Genomic DNA, 14,454 nt, shown 5'->3' with positions numbered 1-14,454 from the left:
AATAAAAGTAAGAACAAATAAATTTATTAACCATTTTGAATGCATTTTAATTACCGCAGATTCACAGATTTTATAGTTTATAGTTTTATAAACTGTGAATTACAATATTAATTTATAAATTTAATGAATAATTAATTTTGATATGAAACAACTATTTCTCACTTTCACACTATTAGTGGTTGCTACTTCTTTTGCACAAAAATTATCAGGCAAAGTTTCCGGACTTATTATTTCAAAACCAGAATATTCTATGAACGACTCCATAATAAGAGTTGTATACAGTAAACCTCGATTTAATTTCACTAAAAAACCAGCTATTTATATTAATGGTGTTTTGGCTAAAGAAATAAATCTTTTGACTATGAACTCAAATGAAATCGAATCAATGAATATAGAAAAAGAAGAAATTGAAATTGATAATGTCAAATACTATGGAAAAGTTTATATTAAAACAAAAGACAACTTTAGTTCCATGCCTCGTCATTTAATTTCTTTAAACAATTTAAAAGAAAAATATATAAATTCTTTAAACGGATCTATTATTTTCCAAATTGACAATGAACGGATAACTGCAGATTACGATCAATATCTAGTTGATGAAAAACATATCCTGAAAATTATTGTGGAGGATTTTGAAAATGAAAAAGAAAAACTAAAGTTACACTTTGTAACATTAGTTACAAAAACAGAAGAAAATGTTAAAAAGGCAAATGAGATACGAATTCGTGGAGGAAAAGATATTGCAATAGATTAGTTTACTTAAAAAACACATCGTATCCAAAACGAATTAATGTACCTACTACAACCACCAAAAAGAAAATCCGAATAAAGTTATTTCCTTTATTAATAGCCATTTTAGCACCCAAAAAACCACCTAAAGCATTGCTAAATGCCATCGGAATAGCAATTGCCCAAATGATTTTTCCTTTGATAAAAAACAAACAAATCGAGCCAAAATTGGTAGCCAAATTGACCATTTTTGCATTCGCGGAAGCATGTAAAAAATCAAATCCCATGATAGCGATAAACGCCACCACCAAAAAACTTCCCGTTCCAGGTCCGATAAAACCATCATACAAACCGATCACGAAACTAATACTGACAGCATTGAATAATTGTCTTTGAGCGGAAATATTCTTTTCAATTTGTTGTCCAAAATTTTTCTTGGCATAAGTGTAAATCACTAAAAAAGAAAGAACCACCAACAAAATAGGTTTCATAAAATCGTTACTCACATAAGTAAGTAAAGTCGAACCTAAAAAAGCCGATGGAAAGGCTAATAACATCATAATAGAAAGTAATTTCCAATTCATATCCACTTTTTTGAGGTATTGGTAGGCTGCGAAAGAAGTACCACTAAAAGCAGGAATTTTCAGACTTCCCACTACTGTAGAAACAGGTAAATTGGGCAGTAATATCAATCCCATTGGAGTTTGAATTAGTCCGCCACCACCTACAACAGCATCAATAAATCCTGCAAAAAAGGCAGCCAAACAGAGTAAAATGATAATGTAATTTTCCATAAAGGTTTCGTTGCAATTGATACGCTATTTAAGATTCTAGAATGACAAACTATTTCGTTACAAACTCAAAATGCGTATTTTTGTGTTTCAAAAATAGAAAAAAACAAATGGAAACAGCCAAAATACTTGAAATCCTTGGATATACATTACCTTCATTAGTAACTGGAGGTGTTGCTTATTTTTTATTTGAAGGTTATTTTAAAGACCAACAAAACACACGTCGTTGGTTATTACAAAAAGAAAACAAAAAAGACCTTTTACCTTTACGTTTACAAGCCTACGAACGTTTGACATTATTAATGGAACGCATTCATCCTGCACAAATACTATTGCGAAATAGCCCTGTAACCAATGACAAAAAAGAATATGAAAATTTTATTATTGACCAAATCCAACAAGAATTTGAACATAATTTAAGCCAACAAATCTATGTGTCTGGCGAATGTTGGTCTATCATTCAAACCGCTAAAAATGCGACTATCCAAATGATTCGCATTGCTGCTCAAAACGAAAAAGTTCAGACCGCTGCTGCTTTGAGAGAATTTGTAGTGAGTAGTTTAGTAGATAAAGTCTCGCCTACTTATGCTGCTTTGGACTTGATTAAGGAAGAAGTGGGACAATTGTGGTAAATTGAAATAATTTTTGTTTAAATTTGATTGGTCATTTTAAAAAGTAACCTAAATTATAAAATTATGAAACTTAAAATTATATTCTTACTTACTTTAATATCGAATGCTATTACAGCACAGGATTCCATTAAAATGACTAATAATTATGGAAGTCAAAACAAAGAAATTCAAGATTTAATTGATTTTGAAAATATTTATATTGAACAATTAAACTTTAGTAGTTTAAAATTAATCGGAAAATCATATAAAATAAACATCGAAGAGTATAAAAATGGGATTTTATTGAGTACTACAAAACTTTTTGATGGTTTTGAAACGGACTACTTCAAAATAACTACAAAGGAAGAAACATTAAAATTTTTCTTTCGACTAAGTGATGGTAAATTGAAAACTTACATTAGAGGAAAAAAATTTGGTAGTAAAAAATCTTATTTTAATTTAATGAGTGATTCAGATCAATATGTACTCAAAGATTTTTTTGGAAATAAAGAAGTAATAAACCTCGATATTAATTCGAAAAACACTTTGTTTGCAATAATAACACCAACAATTCACAGTGATGGTTCAGGGTCATATTGTGAAGTTGTACAATCTGACATTAAACCAGAAAAACTAGGAGAACAATTTAATATTCCACACTACTTTTTGATAACAATTACATTTAAATAAAATTTTAGAATCAAAAATCTCTTAACTATAGTTAATTTCCATCTCTACGGGACCTTTATTCTACCCCATGTTACCGCAAAAATCTCTTCGTGTGAAATTTTAAACATATCATCCCTTCGGGACTTAAGTATTAGTTAACTTCTTTTATTACCAAGATTTAGCTCCTAACGGAGCAGGTTTTGCAAATGATTAAAGAGTAACACCAAATCGCGTAGCGATGCAATATTGGTAATTCAAGATGTCATAATAAGACACTTTGTCCCGTAGGGACAAGATAAAGGTTAATCAAACGCAGTATACATTTCCAACAACTGCGTCACCGTATTCCAATTTCTAATTGTAGCTGTCACATTCAGTTTTTTCTCAATGTATTTTTGATCTAATCTAGTTTTTCCTGCACCAACGGCATATTTAATGTATATTCTATTCCCATCAATATGCGCTTGATCTGGCTTTACCTGACTCATTTTTAAATCGTTAATCGAGTCGCTTCGTAACCCAATCGATACAAAAGCTACATACAATTTTTTGGTATCCAAGTCTTTTTCTTTCAAATAGGGATTATTTGTCATACAAGCTTCTAAATCAGATTTATTAACCACCACCACAGGCACTTCGTGACCAAAGGCTTTGAAAAGTTCTTGTTTGATAAGGAAACCTACTTTGGCAGGATTTTCTTCTTCAGTCGTCACAAACACATTCCCTGATTGAATGTAAGTCGTCACGTTTTGAAAACCACAGTTTTCCAAAGTCGTTTTTAACGCCTCCATTTTAATCATATTGTGTCCGGAAACATTGATTCCGCGTAGTAAAGCGAGATGGGTTGTCATAATAATTTACGATTTACGATATTGGATATACGGTTTACGATTTACGATATACGAAGTAGGATTTATTGAATTAAGACTTTTATCACTACTTTCTTCACTTCGGAAGCTAATTCCGTTTGAACACAAGGTTGGTGCAAATCATCTGGGAAGAAAATAGTAAACATTCCTTTTGAAACAAGCACTAATGAAGTCGTCCCTTCATAAAAAGTATAGTCTTTATCTTCGTTTACCTCCAGAATCTTTTGATTGTTCTTAGTAGTTATTCCCATAAATTCCTCACCACGAATCACATATTGAATGTCAATGTATTTTTTATGACTTTCTAATTTACATTCCGCCAAAGGTTTGGTTTGGTATTCTTGTACCAAAGCAAAAATAGTATCGCCATCGATATCGTGTTTTCCTGAAGGAATAGCATCCAAATCGGTATTGTGTAAAAATTCAAATCCTTTGGCTATACGTTCATTAATAGACTGGTAAAGTTGATAGTTATCTAGAGTATCGAGAATCATTTTGTAGTTTTAATAATTTTCAAATATATCATTTTCAAACGCTACTTTCTATTTTCCTAACAAAAAACTATCTTCGCAGTATGCAGCAAAATCTTCTACAAACTCCTATCGAATACCTTAAAGGCGTTGGTCCCAATCGGGGCGAACTCTTGCGTAAGGAATTGGGGATTTTCAAGTACGGAGATTTGGTGAATTTCTTTCCTAATCGTTACATAGACAGAACGCGTTATTATAAAGTTAACGAGTTGCAAAACACCGTTTCTGAAGTCCAAATCATAGGCAAAATCATCCACATTAAAACCGTAGAATTTGGCAAAAATAAAAAACGTTTGGTCGCTACTTTTGTGGATGATACGGGTCAAATGGAATTGGTTTGGTTCCAAGGTCACAAATGGATTCGAGAAAGTTTGAAGTTGAATGAAGTGATGGTAATTTTTGGAAAATGTACTTCATTTAATGGTACGTTCAATATGGCGCATCCTGAAATAGAATTGCTTAGCGAACACCAAAAAAGCTTACGCTCTGCCATGCAAGCCATTTATCCCTCTACAGAAACCTTGGCGAATCGTGGTGTTTCGAACCGAGTTATTATCAAAATGATGCAACAATTATTTTTGGAAACTCAAAACTTGTTTTCAGAAACCTTACCCGATTATTTGCTAGACGAATTGAAATTGATTTCTAAGAAAGCCGCGCTATTTAATATTCATTTTCCTCAAAGTTCGGAAGCTTTGGCGAAAGCTCAATTCCGATTAAAGTTTGAAGAATTGTTTTTTATTCAGCTACAATTAATCACCAAAAACCTAATTCAGAAGCATAAAATTAAAGGACATCCGTTTACTTCTGTTGGGCAGCATTTCAATGATTTTTACCAAAATCATTTGCCTTTTGAGTTGACCAATGCGCAGAAAAGAGTCATAAAAGAAATCCGCACTGATATGGGAAGTAATGCCCAAATGAATCGGTTGTTGCAGGGCGATGTAGGTTCTGGAAAAACCATTGTCGCGTTTATGAGTATGCTTTTGGCAATTGACAATGGCTTTCAGGCTTGCTTAATGGCGCCCACTGAAATATTAGCCAATCAACATTTTTTAGGCTTATCCGAATTGGCAAAGACCGCCAACATCAATATAAAATTATTAACTGGTTCTACTAAAACTGCTGAACGAAAAATAATTCATGAAGCATTGGAAGACGGCAGTTTACATATCCTAATCGGAACCCATGCTTTATTAGAAGATAAAGTACAGTTTAAGAATCTGGGACTCGCCGTAATTGATGAACAACATCGTTTTGGCGTAGAGCAACGTTCAAAACTATGGAAGAAGGCCTCCCCTGACCCCTCCAAAAGAGGGGAAACCGAACGTATCTTAAAAAAGTATCAAACTGCACGACCTTCAATGTATACTCTTTTAAAAGAGCTTAAAAACGAAAATAAAAAAAAGAGTACACAAGCAGAAAATATTCTTTGGGAATGTCTTAGAGATAAAAATCTTAATTCTAAATTTAGAAGACAACATATTATTGATGTTTTTATAGTTGACTTTATTTGTTTAGAAAAAAATTTAATTATTGAAGTAGATGGTGGTTATCATAATACTGCAGAACAGAGAGAAGCAGATGAATTACGAACCAACATATTAAATGAGATTGGTTTTAAAGTGATTCGTTTTACTAACGAAGAAGTAATTCACAATACTGAAAATGTTTTAAAAAAAATAACCTCTATCTTGGAAAGCCTCCCTTCCGGGGAGGTTGGAGGGGCTATCATCCCACCACATGTTTTAGTGATGACCGCCACTCCCATTCCGCGTACTTTAGCCATGAGTTTGTATGGGGATTTGGATATTTCAGTCATTGATGAATTACCTCCCGGACGAAAACCCATTCAAACGGTACATCGATTTGATAGCAACCGATTGAAAGTTTGGAAGTTTTTGAAAGACGAAATTGCTTTAGGGAGACAAATTTACATTGTCTATCCGTTGATTCAGGAATCAGAAAAAATGGATTTTAAAGACTTGATGGACGGCTACGAAAGTATTTCAAGAGATTTTCCCCTACCGCAGTATTCTATTTCCATTTTACACGGAAAAATGAAACCCGCGGATAAAGAGTCTGAAATGAAACGCTTTGCCGAAGGTAAAACTAATATAATGGTCGCAACGACGGTAATTGAGGTTGGAGTTAATGTTCCCAATGCCAGCGTAATGATTATTGAAAGTGCCGAGCGATTTGGATTGTCCCAATTGCATCAGTTGCGTGGTCGTGTAGGACGTGGCGCCGAACAAAGTTATTGTATTTTAATGACCAGCCATAAGTTAAGTTCTGACAGTAAAACCCGAATGGAAACGATGGTAAGTACTAATGATGGCTTTGAAATTGCTGAAGTTGATTTGAAATTACGGGGTCCAGGTGATTTAATGGGAACGCAACAAAGCGGGGTTTTAAATCTTCAAATTGCCGATATTGTAAAAGATAGGGACATTCTTATGCTAGCTAGAAATTATGCTCTGAAATTACTCCGAGAAGATGCAAGCATGCAAAAACCAGAACATGCTACAATGCGGACTGTCTTCATTGAAATGACAAAAAAGAAAAATATTTGGAATTACATAAGTTAATTGCACTCTTACTTTTCTTATTTTAGATGAGTAATTAGTATACCACTTCTTGACTGACTCATCACCCATTTTAAAATATCTTACCATTTTTATGGAATCAATTTAAACCTTTGTGCTTTTTTAATGTCTATTGAATTGCAATTTAAATGTTAAAACTTTTTAAAAAGAGTTAATAACTAATGGTTATTAAATGTCTCTTATAAAACACAAAGCTATAAATTTGTTAATTGCGTAAAATTGACACAAGATTTAAATATGAAAATAAAAACTCTCGTTTATTCCCTATTAATTATCGGTTTAGTAGGATTGATTGGTTACAGAATTACAAAGAACAGTTCTAATGGCGGTCCAAAAGACAAAGGTAAAGAAGAAAAACCTATAACTGTCAGTGGCTATGTAGTTAACTTGCAAACATTTGACAATAATTTAGCGTTATCAGGATCAATTGAAGCCGATGAACAAGTGGAGATTCGCTCTGAAGTTTCAGGAATTGTAACTGCTATTTATTTTCAAGAAGGAAGTAATGTGAGCAAGGGACAACTACTATTCAAAGTCAATGATATTGAACTTAGAGCGCAATTGGCGCAAGCTAAAACCAAAGAAAGTTTGTCTGCCGAAAACGAAAGAAGAGCTAAATTATTACTCCAAAAAGAAGCTATTAGTCAGGAAGAATATGAAGTGGCTCGTGCCGATTACAAAACTACTCAAGCGCAAAGCCAACTGATTCAAGCCCAAATAGAAAAAACTTCGGTGCGTGCTCCTTTTTCAGGAAAGATTGGATTGCGTTCTATTTCTCCTGGAACCTACGTTACTCCTTCTCTTTTAGTAGCTAAGTTGGTGAATAGTGGTCAATTAAAAATTACTTTTTCTATTCCAGAAAAATATGCTTCTCAAGTTAAAAAGAACGCTACTATATCATTTAAAGTATCTGGATCAGATCAATCGTATTCAGCCAAAGTGTATGCTATTGAGCCAGAAGTCGAAATTGCAACAAGAACCCTTCAAGTTCGCGCATTAGCAAGTAATAAAGATGGTAAATTATTTCCAGGAACTTTTGCAGATGTGGAACTTCCTTTAGACATAATTAAAGACGCCGTAGTTATTCCTACCGAAGCAATTATTCCTGTTCAAAACGGAAAAAAAGTATTTATTGCTAATAAAGGAATGGCAAAAGAAGTACTTGTTGAAACAGCTACGAGAACAGATGCCTCAATACTTATATTATCAGGTTTAAAAGCAGGAGATACTGTATTAACTTCAGGAGTGATGTCATTAAAAGACGAATCTCCTATCGTAGTAAAGATTAAATAAGCATCAGCTAATTTACATTTCTAAAAAAACACAAATGAGTTTATCTACATTAAGCATAAAAAGACCTGTATTTACTATTGTTGTCAACTTAACTATTGTTTTGTTTGGTTTAATTGGATACAGTTTTTTAGGCGTTCGAGAATTCCCGTCCATTGATCCTGCACAAGTTTCTATTCGTACGAATTATACTGGAGCCAACTCTGATATTATCGAGTCACAAATTACAGAACCACTTGAGAAAGCGATTAATTCCATCGATGGTATTCGAAATGTTACTTCGTCCAGTATTCAGGGAAGTAGTAACATTACAGTTGAATTTAACTTAGACAAAGATTTAGAAGAAGCAGCAAATGATGTTCGTGATAAAGTGTCGCAAGCTATTCGAAACTTACCTCAAGATATCGATGCGCCACCTGTTGTATCAAAAGCGGATGCTAATAGTGATGCGATTATTTCGATGACAGTTCAAAGTGATTCACGAAATGCTTTAGAGTTAAGTGATTTTGCAGAAAATGTTATTGGTCAGCGATTAGAAACTATTCCAGGAGTCAGTGGAATTCAAATTTGGGGTCAAAAACGTTATGCTATGCGTTTATGGATAGATCCTGTAAAATTAGCTTCTTATGGTTGTACAGTTTCTGAAGTTAGAAATGCACTTGTAAAACAAAATGTAGAATTACCTTCTGGTAAAATAACGGGATCCAATACCGAATTAATGGTGAGAACCATTGGAAACATTTCAAAAGAAGAAGAATTTAATAATATCATTATTCGTTCCGAAGGAGATAAAATTGTTCGTTTTAGTGATATTGGAAAAGCCGAAATTGGTCCAGAAAATGTGGAAACTAATATGATGCAATCTGGCGTTCCTCTTGTAGGGGTTGCTATTGTGCCAAGACCAGGAGCTAATTATTTAGATATAGCGAAAGCATTTTACAAAGAATTTGAACGCTTTAAAAAAGAACTTCCTAAAGATATTAAGTTAAATATTGTAATTGACAATACCGTTTTTGTAAAACAATCGGTTATTGAAGTGGCAGAAACATTAGGGATTTCAATCTTGTTAGTTGTTTTAATTATCTATTTATTCTTTAGAGACTGGGCCATTGCTTTCCGACCTTTAATTGATATTCCAGTTTCTTTAATAGCTACATTTTTTATTATGTGGTTGTTTGGATTCTCTATAAATGTACTTACATTATTAGCTATTGTTTTAGCAACAGGGCTAGTTGTAGATGACGGAATTGTAGTAACCGAAAATATTTTCAAAAAAGTAGAAGAAGGAATGAGTCCAATCGAGGCAGCTATCAAAGGTTCCAACGAAATCTTTTTTGCTGTTATTTCGATTTCAATCACCTTAGCTGCAGTATTCTTACCAGTAATTTTCTTAGAAGGTTTTGTGGGACGCTTGTTCCGGGAATTTGGAGTCGTTATTGGAGCAGCCGTTTTAGTTTCTGCTTTTGTTTCACTTACGCTAACACCAATGTTGAATGCGTATTTGATGAAAGGTGGAAAGCAAGAAAAGTCGAAATTTTACAATCTGACAGAACCGTATTTTCAAAAATTAAACAGTGGCTATGCTGATTCTTTAGCCCGTTTTATGAAAAAGAAGTGGTTGAGTTTCCCAATTTTAATAGCTTGTTTTGGATTAATTTATCTGTTCTTCAATTTGTTAAAAAAAGAAACCGCACCCTACGATGACCGTAGCGGAATGGTATTGCGTGTAGCCACATCAGAAGGTTCTTCGTATGAATATACCGATCGTTTTATGCAAGAGATTTCAAAATTAGTTGACGATTCTATTCCGGAAAAGAAAGTAGCTTTAGTGATTACTTCACCTGGTTTTAATGCTTCATCTGTAAATAGTGGTTTTGTTAGAATTTCGTTATTACAACCCAACGAAAGAAAAGCGTCTCAAAAAGAAGTAGCTGAAAAACTAACCAAATGGACAAGTGGGTATTCCGAAGCAAAAACATCAGTTATCGAACAACCAACAATTGCAGTTAATAGACGCGGTGGATTACCTATCCAATATATTATTCAAGCTTCTAATTTTGAAAAGTTAAGAGAAAAAATTCCTTTGTTTATGGAAGAAGCAGCTAAGAATGAAACTTTCTCCACTACGGATGTGAATTTAAAATTCAACAAACCTGAAATCAATGTTACCATTGACAGAGAGAAAGCAGAAAGTTTAGGTATTTCAGTACTTGATGTAGCTCAAACATTGCAATTGTCATTAAGTGGACAGCGTTTTGGATACTTCCTACGCAACGGAAAACAGTATCAAGTTATTGGACAATTTGAAAAAAATGACCGTTCTAAGCCATTGGATCTGACCTCAATGTTTGTTAAAAATAACAAAGGGGAATTAATTCAGATGGATAACGTCATTACCATTGAAGAGCAAAGTAATCCAACGCAATTGTATCATAATAATAGATTTATGTCTGCTACAGTTTCAGCTGGTTTAGCGCCAGGAAAAAGTATTGGAGATGGGATTGAAGCTATGAACGAAATTAAAGACAAAGTATTAGACGATTCCTTTACTACTGATTTAGGAGGAGAATCAAGAGATTTTGTTGAGAGTAGTTCCAATACTAGTTTCGCTTTTGGGTTGGCTTTATTATTAATATTCTTAATCTTAGCTGCTCAATTTGAAAGTTTTATAGATCCAATAATTATTATTTTAACTGTTCCAATGGCAGTGGCAGGAGCTTTATTTTCATTATGGTTGTTCAACCAAAGTTGGAATATATTCAGCCAGATTGGAACCGTAATGTTAATCGGTTTGGTTACTAAAAACGGAATCTTGATTGTGGAATTTGCCAATCAACTACGCGAACAAGGAAAACCAAAATTAGAAGCTATTTTAGAAGCCTCAGAAGCCCGACTTCGACCAATATTAATGACTAGTTTAGCCATTGCTTTGGGCGCTTTGCCAATTGCACTATCACTTGGAGCAGCTTCTACTAGCAGAATTGGTATGGGAGTGGTTATTGTAGGAGGAACTGTTTTCTCCCTTGTACTAACATTATTCGTTATACCAGCTTTATATATGATGTGGTCTAAAACCAGAAAACATTATCCTGAATTTGATCATATTGCTGAATACGAACAAGAAATTAAATAAAATGAAAAATTGTCACCGAATCAAAATATTCTATTTAATAGTATTTTCTGTTTTTTCGAGTTCTTATTCGCAAGAAGTTTTAACTATTGAAAATGCTATTAAAATTGCGTTAGAGAACAACTTTGAAATAAAAATTGCCTCTAACAATTATAACATTGCAAAAACTAATTCTACTATTGGAAATGCAGGAATGCTTCCTACATTGACAGCCTCCGTAGCTGCAAACAATAGAGTTCAAAACAGTACATTAACGCTACAAAATGGTGTTGTCAATGCATTAGATAACGCATTGAATAATAGTTTAAATTATGGTGTAAGTTTAGATTGGACTATTTTTAATGGATTTAAAATGTTTACTCGATTAGAACAGTTAAAAGAACTTGAAAAACTAGGATCTACTCAACTTCAACAAACAATTATATCAAAGTTAAGCGAGGTATCATCTACTTATTTTAATTTGGTTCAACAGCAACAACAATTAAAAGCGTTGGACTCTACTTTAGTAATTTCTAATCAAAGATTGGCTTTAGCTCAAAATCGGTTTGCAATTGGTAAAGCTTCTAAATTAGAAGTTCTCAACGCTCAAGTAGATTTAAATACAGATAATGTTGTCTTATTAAAGCAGCAAGAAGTATTTCAAAACACTAAAACTTTATTAAATAAGATTTTAGCAAGAGATCTACAAACCCAATTCAATGTAATCGAAAAAATTAAAGTTGATGAAAATCTAAAACTTACCGAATTGTCTGATTTAGTTGAAAAACAGAACCCACAATTAGTAAGTTTATTATTGTCAAAGAATGTTGCCGAATTACAACTTAAACAAATTAAAGGCGATCGTTATCCAGTTATCACATTAAGTTCAGGCTATGTATTTAGTGAAACACAAGCAAGTCTTGGTTTTGCTGCAGCAACATCGGCAAGAGGTTTTAATTATGGATTTAACGCTGCTCTCAATTTGTTTAATGGTTGGAATCAAAATAGAAATGAAAAGATTGCTAAGATAATGTTAGACAATTCTAAACTTACATTAAATTCACAAAGGTTAGAGTTGCAAGCTCAGCTAAACGCAGCTTATCAAACCTACTTAACCAACAATCAATTAGTTGTAATTGAAAATAAAAATGAAATATACGCTAAACAAAATTTAGATATTACATTAGATAAATTCAAGATTGGAACAATTACAACTTTAGAGTTCAGAACTGCACAATTGAATTATGTGAATGCTAAAGTGAGAAATAGTAATGCACAATTTCAAGCTAAATTATCAGAGATAGTACTAAAAGAATTAGCAGGTATAATTAACTTAGACTAATCTATTTTCATGACTTCATACAACCCAAAAGATTGGTTTAGCTTTATTTTTCATTTTAGCAAAGCAGACACTTTCAGGAAATTAATTCCAATTATGATTATTATTGGAATTTATTCAGGAATTATCGCTTATCTTGAAATTGAATATTGGCACTTACCTGATGATAGTCATGTGAAGAATATTTCTATGATGCATGGAATGTTGGGTTTTGTTATTTCATTATTGTTAGCTTACAGAACCAATACTGCTTACGATCGTTGGTGGGAAGGAAGGAAATTATGGGGAGGATTAGTGAACAGTTCCCGTAATTTAGCAATAAAACTTAACGCTATGTTAGTGGATGACAATGATCGTGAATTTTTTAAAAAAATGATTCCGCATTATGCTACTATTCTAAGAAAACATTTAAATGATAGCGATACAGGGAAACAATTATTTGATGATGTCGATTTAGAAATTGACCACCACAAACACCGTCCCAATCAAGTAGCCAATAAATTATTCGTGAAAGTAAATAGTTTGTATCTTTCTGAGAAAATAACGGGAGACCAACTAATTATAATTAATAGCGAATTACAATCGTTTACCGACATATGTGGTGCTTGCGAACGAATAAAAAATACGCCTATACCCTATTCATATAGTGCTTTCATAAAGAAGTTTATCTTTATTTATGTTTTAACATTGCCTTTTGGTTATGTATTTAGTTTAGGATATTTTGTAATTCCAGTAGTAGTTTTTATTTTCTATGTATTGGCAAGTTTAGAATTAATTGCAGAAGAAATCGAAGATCCTTTTGGTCAAGATGCTAATGATTTACCCACTAAAAAAATCGCCGAAAATATCAAGAAACATATTGAAGAAATATTATAAACTCAATTTTTAGTCTATGAAAACATTTGCTACATTTTTTTTAGTTGTACTTCTTTCGTTTTTTGTTTCTTGTCAAAAAATTGTCTCAGAAAATTCGTCTGTATATTTTGAAAAGTCAAACGATAGTATTCAAAATGGTGGTGTAAAAGTAATTCCAATCACTACTTCAAAAGGAACATTTAATGTTTGGACAAAACGTATTGGTAACAATCCGAAAATTAAATTATTGCTTCTTAATGGTGGACCTGGAGCTACACACGAATATTTTGAGTGTTTTGAAAATTTTCTGCCTGCTGAAGGAATTGAAATAATTTATTATGATCAATTGGGTTGCGGTAACTCAGATAATCCAAATGACGCTGCGCTTTGGGATTTGGGACGTTACGTCGAAGAAGTAGAACAAGTTAGAAAAGCGTTGCATTTAGACGAATCAAATTTTTATGTATTAGGACATTCTTGGGGTGGAATTTTAGCAATGGAATATACGTTGAAGTACCAACACAATATGAAAGGTCTGATTATTTCCAATATGATGTCGAGTTGTCCTGAATATGGTAGATATGCTGACGAAGTATTAGCCAAACAAATGGATCCAAAAGTGCTAGCAGAAATTAATAAAATTGAAGCTGCGAAAGATTTTGCCAACCCACGCTATATGGAATTATTAATTCCTAATTTCTATGAAAAACACATTCTTCGTTTTCCTTCAAAAGATTGGCCAGAACCGGTAAATCGTTCTTTTGCTAAAATGAATCAATCGTTATATGTGACTATGCAAGGGCCAAGTGAATTTGGTATTTCTGGAAAATTAGAAAAATGGGATAGAAAATCCGATTTGAAAAAAATTACCATTCCTACCTTAGTTATTGGAGCAAAATACGACACAATGGATCCAAATCACATGTCAGCAATGTCAAAATTAGTTCAAAACGGAACCTATTTATTTTGTTCAAAAGGAAGTCATATGGCGTTTTACGATGATCAAAAAACCTATTTTAAAGGTTTGATTGCCTTTTTAAATAAAAGTAACTAAGA

12 protein-coding genes are annotated in these 14,454 nt (G+C 32.9%); 9 read left to right on the top strand and 3 right to left on the bottom strand.

Annotation, left to right across the window (positions count from 1 at the left end; genetic code table 11):
• The first annotated feature begins 142 nt into the window (after positions 1-142).
• Complete coding sequence (locus tag LPC20_RS08405) at positions 143-754, top strand: hypothetical protein (RefSeq protein ID WP_229324395.1); 612 nt, start codon at positions 143-145, stop codon at positions 752-754.
• A gap of 1 nt (position 755) precedes the next feature.
• Here LPC20_RS08405 and LPC20_RS08400 read toward each other — a convergent pair whose 3' ends face one another.
• A complete protein-coding gene (locus LPC20_RS08400; RefSeq protein WP_229324393.1) occupies positions 756-1,523 on the bottom strand; it encodes a sulfite exporter TauE/SafE family protein in 768 nt (255 codons plus the stop codon).
• Between the two features lie 107 nt (positions 1,524-1,630).
• Between LPC20_RS08400 and LPC20_RS08395 the strand changes: the two genes are divergently transcribed.
• Positions 1,631-2,152, top strand: coding sequence for a DUF7935 family protein (locus LPC20_RS08395; protein ID WP_229324391.1), 522 nt, complete (start codon positions 1,631-1,633; stop codon positions 2,150-2,152).
• 63 nt (positions 2,153-2,215) lie between these two features.
• Positions 2,216-2,821, top strand: coding sequence for a hypothetical protein (locus LPC20_RS08390; protein ID WP_229324389.1), 606 nt, complete (start codon positions 2,216-2,218; stop codon positions 2,819-2,821).
• Positions 2,822-3,102: 281 nt separating this feature from the next.
• Here LPC20_RS08390 and LPC20_RS08385 read toward each other — a convergent pair whose 3' ends face one another.
• On the bottom strand, positions 3,103-3,651 hold the full coding sequence (locus LPC20_RS08385; protein WP_229324388.1) for a DUF1697 domain-containing protein: 549 nt from the start codon (positions 3,649-3,651) through the stop codon (positions 3,103-3,105).
• 62 nt (positions 3,652-3,713) lie between these two features.
• Complete coding sequence (locus tag LPC20_RS08380) at positions 3,714-4,163, bottom strand: NanQ anomerase/TabA/YiaL family protein (RefSeq protein ID WP_229324386.1); 450 nt, start codon at positions 4,161-4,163, stop codon at positions 3,714-3,716.
• A gap of 80 nt (positions 4,164-4,243) precedes the next feature.
• On the opposite strand from LPC20_RS08380, the gene LPC20_RS08375 reads away from it, so the two are divergent.
• The 6 genes from LPC20_RS08375 to LPC20_RS08350 all read left to right on the top strand — a co-directional run bounded on the left by LPC20_RS08375 (position 4,244) and on the right by LPC20_RS08350 (position 14,452).
• Complete coding sequence (locus LPC20_RS08375; RefSeq protein ID WP_229324384.1) at positions 4,244-6,787, top strand: DUF559 domain-containing protein; 2,544 nt, start codon at positions 4,244-4,246, stop codon at positions 6,785-6,787.
• 255 nt (positions 6,788-7,042) lie between these two features.
• On the top strand, positions 7,043-8,098 hold the full coding sequence (locus LPC20_RS08370) for an efflux RND transporter periplasmic adaptor subunit (protein ID WP_229324382.1): 1,056 nt from the start codon (positions 7,043-7,045) through the stop codon (positions 8,096-8,098).
• 34 nt (positions 8,099-8,132) lie between these two features.
• Positions 8,133-11,228, top strand: coding sequence for an efflux RND transporter permease subunit (locus tag LPC20_RS08365; protein ID WP_229324380.1), 3,096 nt, complete (start codon positions 8,133-8,135; stop codon positions 11,226-11,228).
• A 1-nt stretch (position 11,229) separates the two neighbouring features.
• Positions 11,230-12,546 carry a TolC family protein gene (locus LPC20_RS08360; protein ID WP_229324378.1) on the top strand — a complete coding sequence of 439 codons (1,317 nt, stop codon included), beginning with the start codon at positions 11,230-11,232 and terminating at the stop codon, positions 12,544-12,546.
• Between the two features lie 9 nt (positions 12,547-12,555).
• Complete coding sequence (locus LPC20_RS08355; protein WP_229324376.1) at positions 12,556-13,419, top strand: bestrophin family protein; 864 nt, start codon at positions 12,556-12,558, stop codon at positions 13,417-13,419.
• Positions 13,420-13,435: 16 nt separating this feature from the next.
• Positions 13,436-14,452, top strand: a complete 1,017-nt coding sequence (locus tag LPC20_RS08350) for a proline iminopeptidase-family hydrolase (protein WP_229324374.1) — start codon at positions 13,436-13,438, stop codon at positions 14,450-14,452.
• Positions 14,453-14,454 lie beyond the last annotated feature (2 nt).

It is taken from the genome of Flavobacterium ammonificans, from assembly GCF_020886115.1.
In the GTDB taxonomy this organism is placed as follows: Bacteria; Bacteroidota; Bacteroidia; order Flavobacteriales; family Flavobacteriaceae; genus Flavobacterium; species Flavobacterium ammonificans.
The sequence above is the reverse complement of the archived record's forward strand: the minus strand, read 5'-3'. Positions and strand labels throughout refer to the sequence as shown.

Excerpts from the sequence above, each read along its gene's own strand:
- LPC20_RS08405 (WP_229324395.1), top strand. The coding sequence starts at position 143 with ATGAAACAACTATTTCTCACTTTCACACTATTAGTGGTTGCTACTTCT.
- LPC20_RS08400 (WP_229324393.1), bottom strand. The coding sequence starts at position 1,523 with ATGGAAAATTACATTATCATTTTACTCTGTTTGGCTGCCTTTTTTGCA.
- LPC20_RS08395 (WP_229324391.1), top strand. The coding sequence starts at position 1,631 with ATGGAAACAGCCAAAATACTTGAAATCCTTGGATATACATTACCTTCA.
- LPC20_RS08390 (WP_229324389.1), top strand. The coding sequence starts at position 2,216 with ATGAAACTTAAAATTATATTCTTACTTACTTTAATATCGAATGCTATT.
- LPC20_RS08385 (WP_229324388.1), bottom strand. The coding sequence starts at position 3,651 with ATGACAACCCATCTCGCTTTACTACGCGGAATCAATGTTTCCGGACAC.
- LPC20_RS08380 (WP_229324386.1), bottom strand. The coding sequence starts at position 4,163 with ATGATTCTCGATACTCTAGATAACTATCAACTTTACCAGTCTATTAAT.
- LPC20_RS08375 (WP_229324384.1), top strand. The coding sequence starts at position 4,244 with ATGCAGCAAAATCTTCTACAAACTCCTATCGAATACCTTAAAGGCGTT.
- LPC20_RS08370 (WP_229324382.1), top strand. The coding sequence starts at position 7,043 with ATGAAAATAAAAACTCTCGTTTATTCCCTATTAATTATCGGTTTAGTA.
- LPC20_RS08365 (WP_229324380.1), top strand. The coding sequence starts at position 8,133 with ATGAGTTTATCTACATTAAGCATAAAAAGACCTGTATTTACTATTGTT.
- LPC20_RS08360 (WP_229324378.1), top strand. The coding sequence starts at position 11,230 with ATGAAAAATTGTCACCGAATCAAAATATTCTATTTAATAGTATTTTCT.
- LPC20_RS08355 (WP_229324376.1), top strand. The coding sequence starts at position 12,556 with ATGACTTCATACAACCCAAAAGATTGGTTTAGCTTTATTTTTCATTTT.
- LPC20_RS08350 (WP_229324374.1), top strand. The coding sequence starts at position 13,436 with ATGAAAACATTTGCTACATTTTTTTTAGTTGTACTTCTTTCGTTTTTT.